The following is a 21,142-nucleotide window of genomic DNA, read 5'->3' as shown; positions in this document are numbered from 1 at the left end:
ACTCTAGGCGACATCGGCGACGGCCGGTTGATCGCCTGCTACTACAGGGTGTAGCTGATCATGGCCGCGACTGTGTGAAGGCGGGCCGCGCGGTGCCCGTAATGTGCCTGCCATGGCCGATGAGCAGGTGACTTACGAAACCCTCGACGAGGGCCGGATAGCTCGCATCTGGCTCAACCGGCCGGAATCCCAGAACGCCCAGTCGCGCACCCTGCTGGTGCAGCTGGACGAGGCCTTCACCCGCGCCGAGGCCGACGACCAGGTGCGCGTGGTGATCCTGGCCGCGCGCGGGAAGAACTTCTCGGCCGGACACGACCTCGGCTCGGAGGCGGCGCTGGCCGAGCGCAAGCCGGGGCCGGACCAGCATCCGACCTTCCGCTCACACGGCGCGACGCGGTCCGCCTCGATGGAGAAGCTCTACCTGCAGGAGTGGCACTTCTACTTCGAGAACACCAAGCGCTGGCGCGATCTGCGCAAGATCACCATCGCGCAGGTGCAGGGCAACGCCATATCCGCCGCGCTGATGCTGATCTGGGCGTGCGACCTCATCGTCGCCGCGGACGACGCGAAGTTCAGCGATGTGGTGGGCGTCCGGCTCGGGATGCCGGGCGTCGAATATTACGCACACCCGTGGGAATTCGGTCCCCGCAAGGCCAAAGAGCTGCTGCTGACCGGTGATTCGATCGACGCCGAGGACGCCTACCGGCTGGGCATGGTGTCCAAGATCTTCCCGGTCGATGAGCTCACGGACAAGACGCTCGAGTTCGCCCGCCGGATCGCCGAACGGCCCACCATGGCGGCGCTGCTGATCAAGGATTCGGTGAACGCGGCCAGCGATGCGATGGGCTTCACCGAGGCGCTGCGGCACGGATTCCACATCCATGAACTCGGCCACGCGCACTGGGCCGCGCACAACGAGAACCGATTGCCGTTGGGTCTGCCGCCCGACGTGCCGGACTGGCGCACACTGGGCGCGCCGAAGCCGGCCCGGCGCGATCAGCCGTGACGTATAACTAGAACCTGTTCTAGTAAACCTGACGAAGGGGTCGCGGTGCAGCTGTCGTTGGCGGATCGGACGTACGTGGTCACCGGTGGTGGCAGCGGCATCGGCAAGGGTGTGGCCGCCGCGGTGGTGGCGGCCGGTGGCAGGGTCATGCTGGCCGGCCGCAACGCCGACCGGCTGGCCGCCGTCGCCGAAGAGCTCGGCGATCGTGACTCGGTGCGATACGAACCGACCGACATCACCAACGAGGACGAGGCGGCCCGGCTCGTCGACGCGGCCGCCGCCTGGCACGGGCGGCTGCACGGCGTCGTGCACAGCGCGGGCGGTTCGGAGACCATCGGTCCGATCACGCAGATCGACTCCGACGCCTGGCGGCGCACGGTGGACCTCAACGTCAACGGCACGATGTACGTGCTCAAGCACGCCGCGCGCGAGCTGGTCCGCGGCGGCGGCGGATCGTTCGTCGGGATCTCGTCGATCGCGTCGAGCAACGTCCACCGCTGGTTCGGCGCCTACGGTCCGAGCAAGGCGGCACTCGACCACATCATGATGCTGGCCGCCGACGAGCTGGGGCCGTCGTGGGTGCGCGTCAACGGCATCCGGCCCGGCCTGATCCAGACCGACCTGGTGGGACCGATCCTGGAGTCGCCGGAGGTGTCGGCGGACTACCGCGCCTGCACGCCGCTGCCCCGCTTCGGCGAGGTCACCGACATCGCCAACCTCTCGGTTTTCCTGCTCAGCGACGCCGCGGAGTGGATCACCGGGCAGGTGATCAACGTCGACGGCGGCCACGGCCTGCGTCGTGGGCCGGACATGTCCGGCATGCTCGAGCAGCTGTTCGGCGCCGACGGTCTGCGCGGAGTGGTCGCCAAGTAACACCTGGCCGCGGTATACCTGGCGCCATGCCGGCCGACGTACCGCTACTGCTGGTGCTCGACCTGGCGGGCACCTTCGCCTTCGCGCTCAACGGGGCGCTGACCGCGGTACGCGCCGAACGCCTCGACATCTTCGGGGTGATCACCCTCGGCATGTTCACCGGTCTCGGCGGCGGCACGATCCGCGACGTGCTGCTCGACGACCTGCCGCCCGCCACCTTCGTCGACTGGCGCTACCTTGCGCTGGCGGCAGTCGGGGGCCTGCTGGCCTTCGCGCTGAGCCACGTGCTCGAGAAGCTGGCGACCGTCATCACCGTCCTGGACGCGGTCGGGCTGAGCGTTTTCGCCGTGCTGGGGGCCGTCAAGGCACTGGACATGGGATTCGGTGTGCCACAGGCGATGATCGTCGGCACGATCACCGCCGTGGGTGGCGGAACGATCAGGGACGTGATGCTCGGCCGGGTGCCGGTCGTGCTGCGCAGCGAGCTGTACGCCATTCCCGCGCTGCTGGGTGCGGGCTGCGCGGCCGCGGCCTACAGCTTCGGGTACCGCGGCACGCTGGCCGCACTCGCCGCGGCGGCGGTCTGCTTCACCGTCCGCATGGTCGGCGTCCGATTCGACCTCCACGCGCCGCGGCCACCCGGCCGGCGGTGACGTCACGCCCGCCCGACGGCGCGGAGGCGTTCGCGGTAGCGGGTGCGGGCATCGTCGCGGACCACCGTGGCCGCGTCGAGGTGCTCACCGCGCAGGTATCCGGCCACCCCGAGCGCGGCCGCGGCGAAGCCCAGCGACCACGCCGTCCACGCGCCCGCTCCGGCGGTGAAGCCGACCGCCCACGGCGCCATGAACAGTGCCAGCCCGACGACAGCCAGCTTGAGGTAGTCGCGGGTGGGATCGGCGGTGAGCAGCGACCACAGTGCCGTCACCGCGATCAGGCCGCCCGCGCCGGCGATGACGACGGTCGCCGCCGACGACCGCACCAGCGTGGCGGCCAGCACCACGGCGACGGCGCCGAGCGCCAGGGCCGAACCACTCAGCCACCTCGAGATCACCCCGGGCCGCACCTCGCGGCTGCCGTACTCGTTGATGCCGAGCTTGGTCGGCGGCTCGCCGGTCACCCAGCCGATGCCGCCGAGGACCAGGGCCAGCACGCCGGCCACCCCGGCGGTCCACGCGGCGCCGCGGTCGGGGACGAAGCCCGCGCCGAGCCACGGCACGACGGCCATCGTCAGGCCCGTCACCACGAGCCCCCATCGGCCAGGTGTTGGGTCGATGGCGAGCAGTGACATCGAGGCGAAGAAGACGATGAAGCCACCGAGTCCGAACGTGAGGCCCTGCCCCAGTTGAGTCGATGAGAACGCGAACGCTCCGATGACGGCGCCGACGCCCACCGTCAGCGCCGCCCAACTGGTCCACGATCTGTCTGTTGTCGTCACCTCTGGCTCCTCACTCGGGTTCTCCGATCGACAGGGCTGTGCACCCCGTGCGGGACGGCCTCGAGCATCGTGACGGTCATGGTCTTCCCGCTGGGCGTGGTGTAGCTGCACTGCTGCCCCGGGCGAGCCCCGACGATCGCGGCGCCGAGCGGTGACCGCACGGAATAGACGTCGAGCTCGCCGTACTCGGCACCGCGCACACCGAGCAGGAACGTGTCGGTTTCACCGGTGTCGTCGTAGCGGACCGTCACCACCATGCCCGGCTCGGCGATGCCGTCGTTGGGCGGATCTTCGCCGACGACCGCGTTCATCATCAGATCGTGGATCTGCTGGATCCGGCTGCGCCGCGCGGCCTGGACGGCCGCCGCGTTCTCGTCGGTGTCCGCATCGCCGGTCGCGATGGTGCTGAGCCGGCGCAGGGTGGCCAGTTCGTCCTGCAGGTGCTCGTAGGCCTGCGGCGACAGCCAGACGGTGTGCTTCTCGATCATGTGGAGTCCTTTCGAAACAGGGATTGCCGTCAGGGGCGGGCGAAGGAGAAGCTCCGCCCCTGACGACTCGCGGGCCCGCGGTGGGCCGAGTTCGGGGGTCAAAGGCTTTGCGCCGGTGTGTGACTCAGCGACCCGTGCGGCGCAGGGGGTCGAGTTCGCGCAGGGCGTCGGGTTGCTTGCCGGTGGTGATCTGTTCGGCGAGGAGGCGCCCGGTGACCGGTCCGTGCGCCAGGCCCCACATGCCGTGACCGCCCGCCACGTACACGTTGCGCGACATCTCGCCGACCAGCGGTCGACCGTCGGGCGTCACCGGTCGCGGCCCGACCCAGATGTCGGTGCGTTCGGCCCAGCGGACGCCCTCGAGCAGTGAGCCGGCCGACGCGATGATGGCGTCCACCCGTGCCGCCACCGCCGGTTCGTAGGGGTCGCGAAACTCCATGGTTCCCGAGACGCGCAACCCGTCGTGGTAGGGCGTGCACGCCACCCGGATGCCGGGGAGATAGAAGGGTCCGGGTAGCGGCCGGTCGACCGGCACGGTGAACGAATAGCCGCGCCCGGACTGCACGGGCACGCGCAGGCGGCCGGCCAACCGTGACAGCCACGCGCCGGTGGCGACGACCACGGCGTCCGCGGTCATGGGATCGCCGTCGCGGAGAAAGACCTCTGCGCCGCTTCCGCTGCTGTAGACACCGCGGACCTCCGCGGTGTGGATCGTGGCGCCGCGGTCTACGACAGCGCGGGCCAGGGCGTGCACGAAGCGGCCCGGGTCGATGAAGCGCTGTCCGTTGACGTTGATCGCGGCGGTGATCGCCGGCGAGGCCAGCGGCACCTGTTCGCGCAGCGCCGCACCGCTGAGGTGGGTGACGTCCACCGACTGGCCGGCTTCGGACAGTCCGTCCAGTTCGGCCAGCATGCGCCGCGCCTCGTCGGTGCTGCGGAACAGCGCGGTGATGGGGGCATCGGTCACCGGTGCATCGACCCCGTTGGAGACGAGCACGTCGAAGGCTTCGATGCACTCCTCGTTGAGCGGTAGGTTGGCGCGCACCGCTCGCCGCCACGTCGACCGTCGGCTGCTGGCGGCGAACTGGAACAGGAAGCGCCCCAGTGCGCTGTCCGCGGCGAGCGGGATGTGCAGCGGTGCGGCGGGGTCGCGCAGCGCGCGCAGCCCGTACCGCAGCGTGGCGGGCGAGTTCAGCGGAAGGGTCAGCGTGGGCGCGATCCAGCCGGCGTTACCCCAGGACGCGCCGGCGGCCACGCCGGTGCGGTCGACCACCGTGACGTCGACGCCGCGTTCCTGCATGAACCACGCCGTGGACAAACCGACGATGCCTGCGCCGACCACGATCGCCGATCGCGGGCCGCCGTCGAAGCGCTCGTGGCCAACCATCACATACCTCCTCAGGTGTCACTCCCATGGTGGTGTGCGTGACCACGGCGCGGCTTGCCCGGAACCGACAACCCGCTTCCGCGGCGTTGTGCCGACGCGACAACGCCGATCCGGCGCCGGGTCAGTCGGACTCGGCGGCCGCCAGTTCGATCGACATCGCCTGCCGCTTGCGCGCGTCGTCCAGTTGCAGGTCGGTGATCTCGGCCATCTTGCGCAGGCGGTACCGCACGGTGTTCTCGTGCACTCCGAGGCGTTCGCCGGCTTCGGTGGGGTCGCCGAGGGCCTCGAGCCAGGCCCTCAGCGTGGCCACGTATTCGGTGGCGTGCTCCCGGTCGTGGCGGCGCAGCTCGGCCACCGGCCCCCGGCCCGGCGACCGACCCGAGCGTGCGGCCATCCGCAGCCGGGCCAGCACGATCTCGTCCCACGACTCGTCGTAGGCCGGGGGCTCGGTTGCCTGCGGCCGCGTCTCGTGCAGCGCCAGACACTCGTCGGCCTCCTGGCGTGCCGCCGGCAGGTCCGGTACCGCTGCGGGCTTGCTGATGCCCGCCACCACCGTCACCCGGTCTGGCAGTGCCGCCCGTAGGCCGGCGACCCAACGGCGAGCCGCGGCGGCCTGCTCACCGGGCAGCAGTGTGTAGACCGTGTTCCCGGCCAGTGCGCTGCGACCGGGCCGCGACCAGCCGAATCCACTGGTGGCGCGGTCGAACAGCAACAGCAGCGGGGCATCGCGGTCGGCGGCGACGGAGGCCTGCAGCGCGATGACCCGCATGGGACCCTGCGGCAGCCCGAGCCTGCTGGTCGACGCCGTCGCGTCGGCGGTGCCGTCGAGCAGCCTGATCACCTGTTCCGACTCGACCTGGCGTTCGAGGTCCGCGCTGGCTCGAGACCGCAGCAGATGCAGTGCTACCGTGCGGGCGCCGTCGGTCAGGGCCGTGAGTTCCTCGCCCTCCAACGGAGCCGTGCACGACACCCACACCGAGCCCATCAGCACCCGGGCTGAGCGCACCGCCACGACCATCCGGCCGGAAAGGCCGTGATCCGCCGCGGCATTCACGAACAAGGGCTCGTCGGACACCGCGAGATGGGCGGAGATCCCACACTCGTCGAAGAACTCGCGCAGGTGCTCCGGTGCCTGCCTGCCCATGATCGTCGCAGTGCGTGCGTCGTCGGCATTCCTCTGCACCATGGAGTACGCCAGCACCCGCGAGAGCGGATCCTCGATGGTGACCGCGCCGCCGGTCACCTCGGCGAGGCTGTCGGCCAGTGCGAACAGATCCGTGGGTCCGCGACCGGAATCGGTCTCGCGGCCTTCGAGCACCAGGCCGTAGACCACGGCCGCGAGTTCGCTCCAGGACATCGCCGGGTCGACCGACAGCACCGCGATGCCGTCATGGTCGGCGTCGGACCCCGTGTCGTCCTCGACATCGCGGACGAACACGACCGTCGCCCGAGCCGACACCGCCCACCCCACCGCCTCGGCCACCGTGGCGGCGCCGATGGCCAGCAACACGTCACCGACCACGGCGCGGCCGTCGACCTGCTCGTGCACCACGACGCCGGCCAACCCGGTGGAGCGCGCAATGGGGCACGATCGCACCCGAACGCCGTACGCGCCCAGTACATTCACCAATCGGTCCAAAGTGACCACACGCTGCTCCTCTGGCGTCGCGGCTGAGACGGACCGTGTGTGCCTACGGTCAAGGCTAGCCCCACGTCTTACGCGAACCCCGGGATCACGCCCCGGGCCGGATACCGGTGAGCGGGTCTGCCACATTTACTGCCGTGGGCACCTACGTCGTCACCGGCTCGGCCTCGGGCATGGGGCTCGAGACGGTGCGCAGGCTGCGCGCCGACGGCCACACCGTCATCGGTGTCGATCTGCAGCAGACCGACGTCGTCGCCGACCTCTCCACGCCCGACGGTCGTATCGGCGCGGCACGCAGCGTGCTGGCAGCTGCGGACGGGCACCTCGACGGCGCGGTGCTCGCCGCCGGTCTCGGCCCCGGCCGGGGACGGGACCGGTGCCGCGTCATCGCGGAGGTCAACCACTTCGGCGTCGTCGACCTGCTCGAGCACTGGCGACCGGCGCTCGCGGCAGCATCGAGAGCGAAGGTGGTGGTGCTGTCCAGCAATTCGACGACGACCATCCCGGCGGTGCCGCGACGGGCGGTGCGGGCGCTGCTGTCGGGCGATGCCGACCGGGCCGTGCGCGCCGTGCGACGGTTCGGCCCGGCCGACGGCACGATGATGTACGCGGCGTCGAAGATCGCGGTGAGTCGATGGGTGCGCGCACAGGCGGTGCGACCGGAGTGGGCGGGCGCTGGTATCCGCCTGAACGCGCTGGCGCCCGGTGCGGTGATGACCCCGCTGCTGACCGACCAACTGGCGAATCCGACACAGGCGAGGGCGGTGCGGCGCTTCCCGGTGCCCATCGGCGGCTTCGGCGACGCCGCCCAGCTCGCCGAGTGGATCTGCTTCATGCTGTCCGACGCGGCCGACTTCCTCTGCGGCAGCGTGGTGTTCGTCGACGGTGGCACCGACGCCCACTTCCGCGCAGGCGACTGGCCGAGGGCGGTGCCCGCCCGCCGCCTGCCGTCCTACCTCGTCCGGTTCCTGCGCTGATCACCGGCTCGCGGTCGATCGCTCACGCGATCGGGCCGGTGCCTCCCGAATCCCACTCTGCGAGTGCGCCGATCGCCGACCAGTCGAGGTGACCGCCGCCGAGGGCGAGCAACGTCAGGAACCGGTCGCGCAGCAGGCTGGCGATCGGCAGCGGCACCTGCAGGCTCTCGCCGGCCGCCAGCACCAGCCGGACGTCCTTGAGTCCGCCCTCGGCCGCGAAGCCGACCGGTTCGAATTCCTGACGCGCCAACAGCCCTCCATAGGTGTGGTAGACGGGCGCGTCGAAGAGTGTGGACGTCAGCAGTTCCAGGTACTGCTGCTTGTCCACGCCGGCCTTGCCCACCAGCGCCATCGCCTCACCGACCGATTCGATGACCGACGCGATGAGGAAGTTGCCGCTCAGTTTCACCAGGTTCGCGGTCCTGGGCTCGTCTCCGACGGTGAACGTGCGCCTGCCGATGGCGTCGAACACCGGCGACATCGCCGCCACCACGTCGGGCGCCCCGGCGGCGACGACGAAGAGCTTCGCTGCGGCCGCGGCTTCCGGGCGGCCGAACACCGGTGCCGCGACGAAGCCCTGCCCGGCGTCGCCGTGTGCGGCCGTCAGCCGCTCGCTGAGCGCCACGCTGATCGTCGACGCCGACACGTGCACCGCCCCGGCGGGCAGCGACGCGAGGATCCCGTCGTCGCCGAACGTCACCGCCTCGACGGCCCCGTCGTGGGCGAGCATCGAGACGACCGCCTCTGCGTCGCACGCCTCCGCCACGGTCCTGGCGGGATGCGCGCCCGCGGCGGCGAGTGCGTCGACCTTGTCCTGCGACCTGTTGTACGCGGTCACCTCGTGGCCGGCCTGCAGCAGGTTCGACGCCATGCCCGTGCCCATGTTGCCCAGTCCGACGAAACCGATTCTCATGTCATCACTTCTACCGGACCGATCCGTGCGAAGCTCAGATGATGGACCCGCAGCCGCACGCCGTGGCGACGCTGCCGCCGCCGGTGGCCGCGCTGGTCGACGGCGCCGGTCTCGGTGACAAAGTGGGTCAGACGATTTCGATCCTGACGGTCGGTGACGACGGCTGGCCGCGGTTGTCGCTGCTGTCGGTCGGTGAGCTGCTCAGCACGTCGGGCGCCGACATCCGGTTGGCGCTGCACGCGCACAGCGGCACCACCGCGGCGCTCACCGCAACGGGGCGGGCGATGCTGCACGTGGTGTGCGACGCGACCGTCTACAAGATCCGGGTTCTGGTGCACCGGCTGGACCCGCAGCCCGCACCGGGCTCCGGCGGCGATGTGGAGCTCGCCTACTTCGCCGGCGACGTCTGCCGGGTCGACGAGGACCGGGTCTCCTACGCCGAACTGACCTCCGGGATCACCTACCGGCTCCACGACCCGGCGGCCGTCGTCGAACGATGGACCCGGCAGGTGGACCGGCTCAAGGCGCTCACGTGACCGCGTCGCGCGCTCACCGCCCACGGATCGTCCTCGCCATCACCGGCGCCAGCGGCTCCATCCTCGGGGTGCGGATGCTCGAACGGCTGCGCGAGTTCGACGTCGAGACCCACCTCGTCATCAGCGCGTGGGGGGCACGCACCCTCGAGCACGAGACCGGCTGGACCGTCGCCGAGGTGCGCCGGCTGGCCGACGTGGTGCACAAGCCCGGTGACCTCGGCGCCAGCATCTCCAGCGGGTCGTTCCGCACCGAGGGCATGCTGATCGCGCCGTGCAGCGTCAAGACCCTGGCGGCCATCGCCAACGGCTACGCCGAGGACCTGATCGCCCGCGCCGCCGACGTCGTGCTCAAGGAACGCCGGCGACTCGTAATGATGGTTCGCGAGGCGCCGTTGAGCGAGATCCACCTGGAGAACATGCTCAAGCTCGCCAGGATGGGCGCCTCGATCGTGCCGCCCGTACCGGGCTTCTACAACCGGCCGAAGACTCTCGACGAGGCCGTCGACCACATCGTCACCCGGGCGCTCGACCAGGTCGGTCTCGTGTCGGGGGAGACGCCGCGCTGGGACGGCACCGTGATGAGGCAGCGACCATGACCGGATCCCCGGCAGCCGCACAGACGTTCTCCACCACGATGTTCCAGGACGGCAACAACACCGGCATCGAGGTGCCCGCCGAGGTGATCGAGGCACTCGGCGCCGGAAAACGGCCGCCGGTCGTCGTGTCGGTGAACGGCTACGGGTACCGCTCGACGATCGCGCCGATGGGCGGGAGGTTCCTCATCCCGTTCAGCGCGCAGCGCCGCGCCGAATCGGGCATCGGTGGCGGGGACGCCGTCGAGGTGACGCTGACGTTGGACACCGCGCCCCGCACCGTCGAGGTGCCCGCCGACCTCGCCGCCGCGCTCGCGGAGTCCGATCTCACCGCGGCCTGGGACAAGCTGTCGCCGAGCAGACGCAAGGCTCATGTCACCAGCGTCGAGGGCGCCAAGGCGGCCGAGACGCGGGCCCGCCGCATCGCGGCGGTCGTCACAGCGCTTGCGGGCTGACTTCTTTCGCGGCGCGGGTGTGCTCGGCGGCCTGGTGCACGGCGTTGACGATGCCCTGGTATCCGGTGCACCGGCAGAAGTTGCCGGACAGTCCCTCGCGGATCTCTGCGTCCGTGGGCTCAGGGTTGTCGCGCAGCAGCGCCGTGATCGAGGTGACGAATCCCGGTGTGCAGAAACCACACTGCAGTCCATGGCAGTCGCGCATCGCGGACTGCACCGGTGACAGCTCGCCGTCGGGACCCGCGATGCCCTCGACGGTGGTGACGTCCTGGCCGTCGGCCTGGACCGCGAAGATCAGGCACGATCGCACGGCCTGGCCTTCGAGCAGCACTGTGCAGGCGCCGCAGGCACCGTGCTCGCATCCGAGGTGTGTGCCCGTCAGGCCGCACTGTTCCCGCAGGAAGTCGGCGAGGGTGACCCGTGGTTCGACGGTGCCGCGGTGCTCGATCCCGTTGACGTTCAACTCGACCGGTAGCTCATGCACTGAGCGTCACCTCCGTCTTCTCGTCGCTGGTGGCCTCTGCGATGGCCGAGTGCAGTGCGCGTGACACCATCGCGGCGCCGACCCGGCGGCGGTACGAGGCGGACCCCTGCAGATCGGCCGGGACGTCGTCGAGGGCCGACATGGTCAGGCGGCCGATCTCGTCGGCGCTCAGTTCGGTGACCGGACGCCCGACGATCGCATCCTCGCCCGCGGAACCGCGCACCGGCGTGGATCCCAGGCCCAGCAACCCGATGCCGCACCGCGCGATCCGGTCGTCGCCGTCCACCTCGACGGCCACCACCGCGCCGGCGATCGCGAAATCGCCATGCCTGCGCGCGAACTCCTCGATCGCGAAGCCGGTGCGGCCGCCCCACACGGGAAACCGGACGGCGGTGAGGATCTCGTCGGCCGCCAGCGATGTCTCCCACAGCCCGGTGAAGAACTCCGACGCCGCGATCTGCCGGGTGCCCCGCGTCGACACCGCGTCCATCTGCGCGTCGAGCGCCAGGGCGACGGCGGCGTACTCGGCCGCGGGATCGGCGTGGGCGATCGCCCCGCCCAGGGTGCCGCGGGTGCGGATCTGGAAGTGTCCGATGTGCGGCGTGGCGAGTGTCAGCAGCGGCGCCGACTCGGCGACCTCGTCGTCCATGCCGACGAAGGCGTGCGGTGTACCTGCGCCGATCACCACGTCGTCGCCGTCCAGGTCGATGCCCTGCAACTCGGCGACGCGGGAGATGTCGATCAGGTTCTCGAAGTGCGTCAACCGCATGGCCAGCATCGGCACCAGACTCTGCCCGCCGGCGAGGACCTTGGCGTCGTCGCCGTACTCGGCGAGCAGTTCTGCCGCCTCCTTGACCGAGCCCGGGCGGTGGTATTCGAACGGGGCGGCTTTCATGACGACAGCAGCCGGGCCAGTGCCGCCTGCAGGTCGTCGGCGAGCACCGCCGCGGGGTGTGCGCGCCTGCGCCTGCCCACCAGCAGTCCGACGGTGAGACCGGCCGCGAGACCCGCGAGCACCGGCGCGGCCCGCTTCGCCATCGGCAGGGCAACGACTTTCAGCAGGTCCACCGAGTCGCCTGCGTCGGCCGCGACGGCCGCGACGCCCGCCGCCGACGGTGCGTCGGTTGCCGCGCCGGCCGGTGCGGTGGCCGCCGGCGCCGAATCGCCCAACACGCTGGCCTCCAGCGACTTCGCGAACTGGCCGATCAGGTTGCCTGCCACGTCGGCCAGCACCCCGCGGCCGAACTGCGCCGCCTTGCCGGAGATCTGCAGATCCGTGCTGATGTAGACGGCGGTGGCGTCGCCCTCGTCCTTCAACTGCGCGGTGACGACGGCCGCCGCGCTGCCGTTGCCGCGCGTCTCCTTGCCGGTGGCGCGCAGCACCACCCGCCGGGCCGTCGCATCCTTCTCTTCGAACGCGGCAATGCCCTTGTACGAGACCGTGATCGGGCCGACCTTGACCTTGACGGCACCGGTGAACTCGTCGCCGTCGACGGAGAGCAGCGTGGCGCCCGGCAGGCACGGCGCCACCCGCTCGACGTCGGTGAGCACCTCCCAGGTCTTGGCGGCGGGCACCGCGACGCGGAATTCGTTGGTCAGTTCCACAGTCAGTGGTCCTCTCGCTTGGCGTTCTCCAGCAGTTCGACGATGGCCGCCGGGCTGGCCGGCAGCGTGGTCAGCGTGACGCCCAGTGGCGCCAGCGCATCGTTGACGGCGTTGATCACGGCGGGTGTGGACCCGATGGCGCCGCCTTCGCCCGCACCCTTGTAGCCGCCGACGCCCGGGCCGGGGATCTCGACGTGACCGAACTCGATCGGCGGCACCTCGGTCGCGGTGGGCAGCAGGTAGTCGACGAAGGTGGACGACAACGGATTCCCTTCGGCGTCGTAGGCCAGGCTCTCGAGCAGCGCGCCGCCGATGCCCTGCACGGTGCCGCCGGCCACCTGACCCTCGACCACGTTGGGGTTGATCATCGGTCCGACGTCCTCGCTGACGATGTAGCGCGTCAAGGTCACCTGGCCGGTATCGATGTCGACCTCGCAGGTGCAGGCGTGGGTGGCGTTGGCCCAGTGGATCATCGCCTGGGAGGTGAACCGCGTGGTGGCCTCCAGCGACGCGGACATCCCGGGCGGCAACTGCTGAGGCTCGTAGTGGGCGCGGTAGGCGATGTCGGCGAATGTCACGCACTTGTCCGGGTCGTCGCGGACGTACGCCGTCGACCCGCCCAGCTCGATGTCGCCTGCTTCGACCCCCAGCCGGTGGGCGGCCATCGCGGCGATCTGCCCGCGCAGGATCGTGCCCGCCTCGTTGACCGCGCCGGCCGTCATCGGCCCGCTGCGGCTGCCCTGGGTCCCTGCCCCGTAGGGGGTGACCGCCGTGTCGCCCTGGATGGTCGAGACGTCGTCGATGTCGGCGCCGAGCGCATCGGCGGTGAGCTGAACGACGGTGGTCTCCAAGCTGTTTCCGGTGGACCCGCCGTTGACGTAGACGTTGATCTTGCCGGTGGACTCCATCCGGATGGTGCAGCCCTCGGTGGCCAGGTGACCGGTAGCCGCACCCGTCGGTTCGATGTAGGCCGAGAACCCCAGCCCGATGTAGCGGCCCTGCGCGAGTGCCTCGGCCTGCTCCTTGCGGAAACCCTCGTGATCGAGGATCTTGACCGCCTGCTCGAACGTGTCGGCCGGTGCGACGTGGTCGTACGGCATGCCGTTCGGGTTGAAGTAGGGCATCTCGTCCCCGCGCAGGATGTTACGGCGGCGCAGTTCGACGGGATCCATCCCGAGCTTGCGCGCGGCGATGTCGAACATGATTTCGCGGGCCAGCGTCTCGTACTGCCACGGACCCCGATAAGCATGCAGCCCTGCGGTGTTCGAGAACACCGTCTTGTAGTTGAAGCTGGACTTCGGCACGCGGTACGGACCCGGATAGAACATCCCGATGGCTGCGGTGGTCAGCACCGGGTACGGGGTGGGATAGGCGCCGATGTCCTGGACGAAGTCGATGTCGACGGCCAGGATGGTGCCCTCGTCGTCGAACGCCATCCGCGCGGTGCCGTCGACATGGCGCGCCTGGCCCGCGGACATGAGATTCTCGCGCCGGTCCTCGATCCACTTCAGCGGCCCCGGCACCTTGCGCGCCGCGAGCATGATGACCATGTCCTCCCGCATCGGGACGACCTTCTGGCCGAAGCCGCCACCGGTGTCACGCATGATCACCCGGACCTTGCTGGCGGGGATGCCGAGCAATCGGGCGCAGAACGCGCGCAGTTCGTGCGGTGTCTGCGTCGAACCCCACAGCGTCAGCTCACCCGTGGTGGCCGTCCACTCGACGACCATGCCGCGCGTCTCGATCGGCACCGGCACGTGCATCTGTTGGTAGATCTTCTCCGACACCACACAGGCCGCGGTGCTGAACGTCTCCTCGTCGGGCGGCGCGCCGCCCATGCCGCCCGCGACGTTGTCCGGATACTCCTCGTGCACCACGGGAACGCCGGCCTCGGCACCGCCGATGGCGACCCGGAAGTCGGCGACGGCGGGCAATGGTTCGTAGTCGACCTCGACGGCGTCGGCAGCGTCTTCGGCCAGGTAGCGGGATTCGGCGACGACCAGCGCGACAGGGTCGCCGACGAACTTCACCTGACCCTCGGCCAGCGGCGGACGCGGGGTGTCCGGCATGTCCTTGCCCGCGACGGCGTGCCAGGCCTCGACGGCATCGCCGTTGATGTCGGCGGCCGTGAGGACCGCCCGCACGCCGGGCATCGCGAGTGCCGCGGCGGTGTCGATGCCCTTGATGGTGGCGCGGGCGAACGGGCTGCGGACGAAGCAGGCGTGCAGCATGCCGGGTCGCTGGATGTCGTCGACGAACGTGCCGCGGCCGGTCAGCAGGCGGTTGTCCTCGACGCGGGCGTGCCGGGTGCCCGAATAGCGGGTGGCGACGGTCTCCAGCCTGGGCGATGCAGACGTTGACGTCATCGTCGGTCACTCCTCATCCGTCGAGAATGCTGTTCGAACTTCTGCGCGTAAGCACTCCAGCACGGGCTGGCGGACACCGCTCAAGAGTCTGCTTATCGTAGTTGAATAAGGCGCATGCCAGAAGGGGAGAGTGCCATTTCCACCCGTTTCGGCTTGCAAAGGTCGTCGGACATCGACTCGATCACCGACATCGTGCGGCAGGTGCACGGCGCCTGACGAGGGTTTGCCGAAATGTGGATCCGCTGTCGAGACCTCGCGCCGCGCGCGCAACGGTACGATCGGCGACAATGTGTTTCGTGTGGGCGGGACGAGGTGGAGGGGCACTTCGGCTCGTCGAGCGCCTGATAGCTGGCACTGTGCCGGCGTGAGCGACGGGGGACCAGCCGAATGCAGCGCAGGGCATTGAGCCGGCATCTGCCGGCGGCACTGGCTTGGAGCTTCGCGCTCGCCCTTCTGCTCGGCCTGGTGTCGGCGTGCGGTGCCGCCGACGACCGGACGATCGCCCTCCCCGGACCGGCGGGCGAGCGCTCCGCGATCGTCTTCCATCCTTCGTCCGCGGGGCCGGGTGCGCCGCTGGTGATCGTGTCGCACGGCGCCAACGGCTCGGCCGAGCAGGCGCGCAAGTCATTCGGCTGGGACGCTGTGGCCGAACGGAACGGGTTCGTGGTCGCCTACCCGGACGCACTCGACGGCCGCTGGAGCGCCGGCTTCTGCTGCCGCAAGTCCAGCAGCCCGAAGGTGGACGACGTCGCCTTCCTGCACGAGCTGCGGGACCGGCTCATCGCCGAGGACAGCGTCGATCCGAAGCGGGTCTTCGCGGTCGGCGCCTCGAACGGCGGCATGCTGTCGTACGCCTGGGCGTGCACACGTCCGGGGGACCTCGCCGGCATGGGCATCGTCGCCGGTGCGCTGACGGTGCCGTGCCCCAACCCTGCGCCGTTGACGGTGATCGCGGTGCACGGAGCGCAGGATGAAGTGGTCCCGGTCGCCGGGGGCACCAGCGTGGGTGGGCCGGGGAACAACCTGGTGTACCCGTCGATCGACGAGGCGCTGGCGCCGTTCATCCGTGCCGCAGACTGTTCGTCCGAACCCCGGGTGCAGTCGGAGCCGCCGGCGACCGTGACGACGTGGCCGTGCCCGAATGGCCGCGAGGTGGTGCGCGACGTGATCGACGGCGAAGACCACGGTTGGCCGGGCTCGGGCGGCGACGCCGGCACCACCACCGACCCGTGGGACAGCACCGGTTTCCTGTGGAGCAAGCTCGGCAACGTGAACGCGCCGTCACCGAGCTGACGCGCGCGCTCGGCTCTGCAGCTCCTCCAGCCAGGCCTCGTAGGCGTCCAGCGCGCTGGAACGGGAAAGCACCTGACGGGCGTACTCGCGCCCCCGGTTGCCCAGTCGACTCGCGCCGCCGCGGTCTTCACCCGTGCGCAGTGCCGCATCGAGGAGAGCCTGCGGTTGGCCGGACTCCACGCAGGTGCCTGCACCGGCGGCCTGCATCTCACGCTTCGATCCGCTGCGTGGGTCGGTCGCGGCGACCACCGGTCGACCCGCTGCGAAGTACGACGTCAGCTTGCTGGGCACACTCATCTCGGCGACACCGGGCTTCTCGTTGAGGATGAGCACGTCCGCGGCGCCGAGGGCGTTCTCGAACTCTCCGTCGGGGAGCGGGTCGAGGAACTGCAGTGTGCTCAATCCCGAACCCAGAGATTCGAGTGCCCGCCTGCGCGCCCCGTCGCCGAGCAGCACGAAGCGGATGGGCAGGGAGTTCTGCTGAGCGATGCGGGCGGCGTCGACGACGTTCTCCAGGCCCTGCTTCTCGCCCATGTTGCCCGCGTGCAGCGCGATCACCTCGTTGTCGCGCCAGGCGAGCAGGCGGCGCGAGGCCGATCTGTCGCACGCGGGTTCGGCGATGTGACTCCAGTTGCGGATGACGGTGACCTTCGCCGGATCGATGCCCAGCTCGGTGACCACGTCCCCGAACAGATCGTGGATGACGGAGACGCCGTCGGCCCGCGACAGCAGGCGGTGCTCGAGCCGCGCCACCGCGCCTGCACCCCGGCCGCCGAGCGCCCCGGTCTCGACTGCGGCGCGTGAGTAGATGTCCTGGGTGATCACGCCAACCGCGGTCCGGCCCGGCCGGCGCCATGTCAAAGCCGTTGCCACGCTGAGCAATGCCGGACTGACGGCCAGCGCGACGTCGGGCCTGCGGCCGCGGATCATGGTGGCGTGGGCGGCGAAGGCCGCTTCCATCGCGATGCGGCCGACGCCGGTCGAGGTGCGTGGCACAGGATGACGCACCCGGGTGACCTCGACTCCGTCGATCACCTCGCGCATCCGCAGCCCGTGGTAGCCCTCGGCGATCTTCCACTGCGGATAGTGCGGATACCCGACGACGGCTCGGACCCGGTGCCCCCGCTCGACCAGCCCGCGGGCGAGTCCGGCGGCGTACGGCGCGATCCCGGTCGGTTCGGGCTCGTAGTAGAAGCTGACGAGGAGGACGTCGAGGGCGCCCGCCATGTCAGTCCGTCCGTGGCGGAACGTGCGGGTCTTTTCCGTTCTGCCGCGGCGGCTTCACCATCGTCGACGTGACGTGCTCCGGCGGTGTGCCGTTGCGGACGTGCGGCGCGGGTCGCGCTGCATTCCGGCGCGGCTCGGCCAGCGCCGTGTCGACCGGCCTGGCATGCGGCCGGTAGGTGTAGCCGGTGCCGTACCAGTAGCGGCTCTTGCCGGAATTGCGGGACGGAACCATGTTGAGCACCGTGCCGAGTACCCGGGCGTTGACCTGCTCGAGGCTCTTGAGCGCCCGCTGCATCTGCGGAACGGTGGTCTTGCCGGCCTGCACGACGAACAGCACGGCGTCGGCGAGGGCCGCGAGCACCACCGCGTCGGCCGCGGGCAGCGTGGGCGGCGCGTCGATCAGGACCACTTCGAACCTCTCCGTGAGGTCGCGCAGCAGCCCCGGGAATCGCTTGGAACTCAACAGTTCTGCCGGATTGGGTGGCACCGGGCCGCTGGTGATGACGGCGAACCCGGTGTCCACCGACTGCAGTATCTGGTCGAGGTTGGCGCGTCCCACGAGTGCATTGCTCAGTCCGAGGGTGCCGGTTAGTTTGAAGTAACTGGCCACGGACGGCCGCCTGAGGTCGCCGTCGACGAGGCACACCCGCACGCCGACATGCGACATCGCCACCGCCAGGTTTCCCGCGACCGAACTCTTCCCCTCGCCGGCGAGCGCGCTGGTGACGACGATGACCTTGGGCATCCGGTCCACCGCGGCGAACTGCAGATTGGTCCGCAGCTGTCGGTAGGCCTCGCTGCGGCTGCCGAGATGGTCGTCGCGCACGATGGCGGTCGCACCGCGGCGGGAGTCGCGCACCACGTGGGCCAGTACCGGGATGTCGGTCACCTCCGCGAGATCAGCGGTGTCCTTGACGCTCGTGTTGAGCTTCTCGAGCAGCACTGCCAGTCCCACTCCGGCGATGAGCCCGATCAGCAGTCCCAGGCCGAGGTTGATGGGGATGCTCGGCGAGGCCGGCGAGGCCGGCACCATGGCCGGGGTCACCACCGTGGCCTTGACCGGCGAGGAGCCCCTGGTCTCGGAGGATTCCAGTTCCTGGATCACCTTGGCCAGGCTGTTACCGACCGAGTTGGCGATCGCGGCGGCCATCTCGGGCGAGTCCGATGTCGCCGAGATGTCGATCATGACCGTCTCCAGCGGAACCTTCGCCGAAACATGATCGGCTAATTGGCGGGCGTCGACCGGCAGGCTCAGTTCCGCGATCACGGGGTCGAGCACAGTGGGGCTCGTGACGAGCTGCGAGTAGGACTTGACACGCTCTGCCGAAAAGTTGCTGCCCTGAAAGAGCTCCTGGTTGAGATTGCCGGAGCTGATCTGGGTGGAGACGAACAATTGCGCGTCCCCCCGGTAGGTGGGCGTCATCAGCAGGATGGAGCCCGCCGCCGCCGCCAGGCACACCACCACCACACTGACGATCAGCCATGCCCGTTTGGCCAGTATGGCGAGGTAGGAGCGAAGATCCACGGTTTCCCCCATCGATGCCGGACGACCGTCTCAGCCGTTGATTCGTATTCACGTTGTGTCCTGCGCGACCGCCATGCTGCGGCCCAGCCACGTCCCGCCCCGTGCGCAACGATAGGGCACGTAACGCATGTTGGTCGAGTATGCGGCGAAGTTGCCCGCTTTTATGTGCCAAGTCAATTTTTGACAGTGAAGCTAATAATGCGGTCACGAAAATTCGCCGTTAAAGATTGCTGTTCCGATCGCGGAAACGATGATCACCGTGTAAGCACTGCAATCAGGGGATCGTTTGCCAGCACGGCATCGAAGTGACGAATGGGGCGGGAGTGCAACAGATGAAACGAGCGTTCATCACGGGTGTCACCGGGCAGGACGGGTCCTACCTGGCGGAACTCCTGCTCGAGAAGGGTTACGAGGTGCACGGGTTGATCCGCCGTGCATCGACGTTCAACACGGGCCGGCTGGAGCACATCTACACGGATCCGCACGTCGAAGGCGCCCGCTTCTTCCTGCACTACGGTGATCTCACCGACGGGTCGCGTCTGGTGACGCTGCTGCAGCGGATCAAGCCCGACGAGGTGTACCACCTCGCCGCCCAGTCCCACGTCCGGGTGAGCTTCGACGAGCCGGAGTTCACCGGTGACACCACGGGGCTGGGGACCACCCGGTTGCTCGAGGCGATCCGGATGATCAACCTGAACTGCCGGTTCTATCAGGCGTCGAGCTCTGAGATGTTCGGCGCGAGCCCGCCGCCGCAGGACGAACACACGCCCTTCTGGCCGCGAAGTCCGTACGGAGCGGCCAAGGTGTACTCCTACTGGATCACCCGCAACTACCGCGAGGCGTACGGCATGTTCGCGGTCAACGGCATCCTCTTCAACCACGAATCACCGCGCCGCGGTGAGACGTTCGTGACCAGGAAGATCTCCCGCGCGGTGGCGCGGATCACGGCCGGCTTGGACGGCGACCTGTATCTCGGCAACCTCGACGCCGTCCGCGACTGGGGCTATGCCAAGGAGTACGTCGAGGCGATGTGGTTGATGTTGCAGGCCGAACGGCCCGAGGATTACGTGGTCGCCACCGGCACCGCGTACTCGGTGCGGGACTTCGTTCAGTTCGCGTTCGATCACGCCGGCCTGGATTGGGAGCGCTACGTCAAGTTCGACGACCGCTACCTGCGGCCCTCAGAGGTCGACTCGCTGATCGGCGACCCGTCGAAGGCCCGAGAAGTGCTGGGCTGGAAGGCCAAGGTGCTGGCACCCGACCTGGCACGGCTGATGGTCGACGCAGACAGCGAACTGGCGCTGGCGGAGGTGCGCAGCCGTGGCTGAGCTGCCCCTCGACCGCAATGCCAAGGTGTACATCGCCGGCCACCGCGGCCTGGCCGGCTCGGCGATCCAGCGCGCCTTCGCGGCGGCCGGGTTCGACGACCTCGAAGGGGTCGGTTCCTCCGAGCTCGACCTGAGGGACCGCGGCGCGACGTTCGACTACCTGCGCGGCCTCCGGCCGGACGTGGTGGTCATCGCGGCCGCACGGGTGGGCGGTATCGCCGCCAACGACGCGTCGCCCGCCGAGTTCCTCTCCGACAACGTCCGCATTCAGGTGAACCTGATGGATGCGGCTCGCGAGCTCGCGGTTCCCCGGCTCGTGTTCCTGGGTTCGTCCTGCATCTACCCCAAACACGCGCCGCAACCGATTCCGGAGTCGTCGCTGCTGACCGGACCGCTCGAGCCGACCAACGAGGCCTACGCGGTGGCCAAGATCGCCGGCATCACCCACCTGCGCGCCGTGCGCCGCCAGTACGGACTGCCGTGGATCGCGGCGATGCCGACCAATCTCTACGGCCCGGGCGACAACTTCGACCCGGAGAACTCACACGTCCTGCCCGGCATGATCTACCGGTTCCACACGGCGCTCGAGCAGAACCGTGACGACGTGGTGCTGTGGGGGTCCGGCGAGCCACGCCGGGAGTTCCTGCACGCCGACGACCTGGGCCGGGCCATCGTGCACCTGCTCGACACCTACGACCATCCCGACATCGTGAACGTCGGTTGCGGGAACGATCTCACCATTCGCGAGCTCGCCGAACACGTCGCTGCGGCGGTCGGTTTCACAGGGCGGATCACCTGGGACACCTCCCGCCCCGACGGGACGTTCCGCAAGCTCCTCGACGTCTCCCGCATCACCGCGACCGGGTGGCGTCCACGGGTCGAACTCGACGAGGGGATCCGTGAGGCCTATGAGTGGTTCAGGGCCAATGTCGCCGGTGAGCAGACCGTCGCGTGTGCCCCGGGGGTTCGCGATGCGTGATTCTGGTTCCGCACAGGAGGGTCGACG

General features: G+C 69.6%; 21 protein-coding genes. 10 read left to right on the top strand and 11 right to left on the bottom strand.

All coding sequences use genetic code 11. From position 1 onward, the window contains the following. The first annotated feature begins 112 nt into the window (after positions 1–112). From AB0K11_RS11040 to AB0K11_RS11030, 3 genes are read left to right on the top strand one after another with little or no spacing between them, the layout of a single operon-like run. Entirely contained in the window at positions 113–1,006 is an 894-nt protein-coding gene (locus AB0K11_RS11040) for an enoyl-CoA hydratase (RefSeq protein ID WP_364975826.1), read from the top strand. Between the two features lie 45 nt (positions 1,007–1,051). Continuing rightward, a complete protein-coding gene (locus AB0K11_RS11035) occupies positions 1,052–1,879 on the top strand; it encodes an SDR family oxidoreductase (RefSeq protein ID WP_364975824.1) in 828 nt (275 codons plus the stop codon). Between the two features lie 26 nt (positions 1,880–1,905). Next, positions 1,906–2,532, top strand: coding sequence for a trimeric intracellular cation channel family protein (locus AB0K11_RS11030; protein WP_364975821.1), 627 nt, complete (start codon positions 1,906–1,908; stop codon positions 2,530–2,532). Positions 2,533–2,534: 2 nt separating this feature from the next. On the opposite strand, the gene AB0K11_RS11025 is transcribed toward AB0K11_RS11030, so the two are convergent. The 4 genes from AB0K11_RS11025 to AB0K11_RS11010 all read right to left on the bottom strand — a co-directional run bounded on the left by AB0K11_RS11025 (position 2,535) and on the right by AB0K11_RS11010 (position 6,837). Then, on the bottom strand, positions 2,535–3,314 hold the full coding sequence (locus AB0K11_RS11025; protein WP_364975818.1) for a hypothetical protein: 780 nt from the start codon (positions 3,312–3,314) through the stop codon (positions 2,535–2,537). After that, a complete protein-coding gene (locus tag AB0K11_RS11020) occupies positions 3,311–3,802 on the bottom strand; it encodes a GreA/GreB family elongation factor (RefSeq protein ID WP_364975815.1) in 492 nt (163 codons plus the stop codon). The genes AB0K11_RS11025 and AB0K11_RS11020 overlap by 4 nt, the downstream gene beginning before the upstream one ends. A gap of 124 nt (positions 3,803–3,926) precedes the next feature. Beyond that, positions 3,927–5,189: an FAD-dependent oxidoreductase gene (locus AB0K11_RS11015; RefSeq protein ID WP_364975812.1), complete on the bottom strand. Its 1,263-nt coding sequence runs from the start codon at positions 5,187–5,189 to the stop codon at positions 3,927–3,929. Between the two features lie 121 nt (positions 5,190–5,310). Then, positions 5,311–6,837, bottom strand: a complete 1,527-nt coding sequence (locus AB0K11_RS11010) for a helix-turn-helix domain-containing protein (RefSeq protein WP_364975810.1) — start codon at positions 6,835–6,837, stop codon at positions 5,311–5,313. Positions 6,838–6,971: 134 nt separating this feature from the next. Here AB0K11_RS11010 and AB0K11_RS11005 point away from each other — a divergent pair, with 134 nt between their 5' ends. Continuing rightward, positions 6,972–7,811: an SDR family oxidoreductase gene (locus AB0K11_RS11005; protein ID WP_364975808.1), complete on the top strand. Its 840-nt coding sequence runs from the start codon at positions 6,972–6,974 to the stop codon at positions 7,809–7,811. Positions 7,812–7,833: 22 nt separating this feature from the next. Here the strand turns inward: AB0K11_RS11005 and AB0K11_RS11000 are convergent, their stop codons facing one another. Beyond that, complete coding sequence (locus AB0K11_RS11000) at positions 7,834–8,724, bottom strand: NAD(P)-dependent oxidoreductase (RefSeq protein WP_364975806.1); 891 nt, start codon at positions 8,722–8,724, stop codon at positions 7,834–7,836. A gap of 38 nt (positions 8,725–8,762) precedes the next feature. On the opposite strand from AB0K11_RS11000, the gene AB0K11_RS10995 reads away from it, so the two are divergent. Genes AB0K11_RS10995 through AB0K11_RS10985 form a run of 3 tightly spaced genes read left to right on the top strand, consistent with a single transcriptional unit; the run spans position 8,763 to position 10,308 of the window. Continuing rightward, positions 8,763–9,260, top strand: a complete 498-nt coding sequence (locus AB0K11_RS10995) for a hypothetical protein (protein WP_364975804.1) — start codon at positions 8,763–8,765, stop codon at positions 9,258–9,260. Beyond that, the gene (locus tag AB0K11_RS10990; protein WP_364975802.1) at positions 9,257–9,856 is read left to right on the top strand and encodes a UbiX family flavin prenyltransferase; all 600 of its coding nucleotides are present in this window, start codon (positions 9,257–9,259) and stop codon (positions 9,854–9,856) included. The genes AB0K11_RS10995 and AB0K11_RS10990 overlap by 4 nt, the downstream gene beginning before the upstream one ends. Beyond that, positions 9,853–10,308 (top strand): YdeI/OmpD-associated family protein, encoded by a 456-nt coding sequence (locus AB0K11_RS10985; RefSeq protein ID WP_364975799.1) that lies wholly within the window; start codon positions 9,853–9,855, stop codon positions 10,306–10,308. Before AB0K11_RS10990 ends, AB0K11_RS10985 begins: the two co-directional genes overlap by 4 nt. Here AB0K11_RS10985 and AB0K11_RS10980 read toward each other — a convergent pair. The 4 genes from AB0K11_RS10980 to AB0K11_RS10965 are packed head-to-tail and all read right to left on the bottom strand — an operon-like array spanning position 10,289 to position 14,763. Continuing rightward, positions 10,289–10,792 (bottom strand): (2Fe-2S)-binding protein, encoded by a 504-nt coding sequence (locus AB0K11_RS10980; protein ID WP_364975796.1) that lies wholly within the window; start codon positions 10,790–10,792, stop codon positions 10,289–10,291. The two genes, AB0K11_RS10985 and AB0K11_RS10980, sit on opposite strands and share 20 nt — an antisense overlap. Then, positions 10,785–11,687: an FAD binding domain-containing protein gene (locus tag AB0K11_RS10975; protein ID WP_364975794.1), complete on the bottom strand. Its 903-nt coding sequence runs from the start codon at positions 11,685–11,687 to the stop codon at positions 10,785–10,787. Before AB0K11_RS10975 ends, AB0K11_RS10980 begins: the two co-directional genes overlap by 8 nt. Beyond that, positions 11,684–12,397, bottom strand: a complete 714-nt coding sequence (locus tag AB0K11_RS10970; protein ID WP_364975792.1) for an SRPBCC family protein — start codon at positions 12,395–12,397, stop codon at positions 11,684–11,686. The genes AB0K11_RS10975 and AB0K11_RS10970 overlap by 4 nt, the downstream gene beginning before the upstream one ends. Positions 12,398–12,399: 2 nt before the next feature. Then, the gene (locus AB0K11_RS10965) at positions 12,400–14,763 is read right to left on the bottom strand and encodes a xanthine dehydrogenase family protein molybdopterin-binding subunit (RefSeq protein WP_364975789.1); all 2,364 of its coding nucleotides are present in this window, start codon (positions 14,761–14,763) and stop codon (positions 12,400–12,402) included. A gap of 387 nt (positions 14,764–15,150) precedes the next feature. Between AB0K11_RS10965 and AB0K11_RS10960 the strand changes: the two genes are divergently transcribed. Beyond that, the gene (locus AB0K11_RS10960) at positions 15,151–16,056 is read left to right on the top strand and encodes a PHB depolymerase family esterase (protein ID WP_364975786.1); all 906 of its coding nucleotides are present in this window, start codon (positions 15,151–15,153) and stop codon (positions 16,054–16,056) included. Here the strand turns inward: AB0K11_RS10960 and AB0K11_RS10955 are convergent. Next, positions 16,045–17,283 (bottom strand): glycosyltransferase, encoded by a 1,239-nt coding sequence (locus AB0K11_RS10955; RefSeq protein ID WP_364975784.1) that lies wholly within the window; start codon positions 17,281–17,283, stop codon positions 16,045–16,047. The genes AB0K11_RS10960 and AB0K11_RS10955 overlap by 12 nt on opposite strands. Position 17,284: 1 nt before the next feature. After that, positions 17,285–18,808: a polysaccharide biosynthesis tyrosine autokinase gene (locus tag AB0K11_RS10950; protein ID WP_364975781.1), complete on the bottom strand. Its 1,524-nt coding sequence runs from the start codon at positions 18,806–18,808 to the stop codon at positions 17,285–17,287. Positions 18,809–19,140: 332 nt separating this feature from the next. Between AB0K11_RS10950 and gmd the strand changes: the two genes are divergently transcribed. Together gmd and AB0K11_RS10940 are read left to right on the top strand one after the other, a co-directional pair. After that, entirely contained in the window at positions 19,141–20,136 is a 996-nt protein-coding gene (gmd, locus tag AB0K11_RS10945; protein ID WP_364975778.1) for a GDP-mannose 4,6-dehydratase, read from the top strand. After that, positions 20,129–21,115 carry a GDP-L-fucose synthase gene (locus AB0K11_RS10940; RefSeq protein ID WP_364975776.1) on the top strand — a complete coding sequence of 329 codons (987 nt, stop codon included), beginning with the start codon at positions 20,129–20,131 and terminating at the stop codon, positions 21,113–21,115. Before gmd ends, AB0K11_RS10940 begins: the two co-directional genes overlap by 8 nt. Positions 21,116–21,142: the final 27 nt, after the last annotated feature.

Origin of the sequence: Mycobacterium sp. NPDC050551, assembly GCF_040674075.1 — a bacterium.
Lineage (GTDB): Bacteria > Actinomycetota > Actinomycetes > Mycobacteriales > Mycobacteriaceae > Mycobacterium.
The sequence above is the reverse complement of the archived record's forward strand: the minus strand, read 5'-3'. Positions and strand labels throughout refer to the sequence as shown.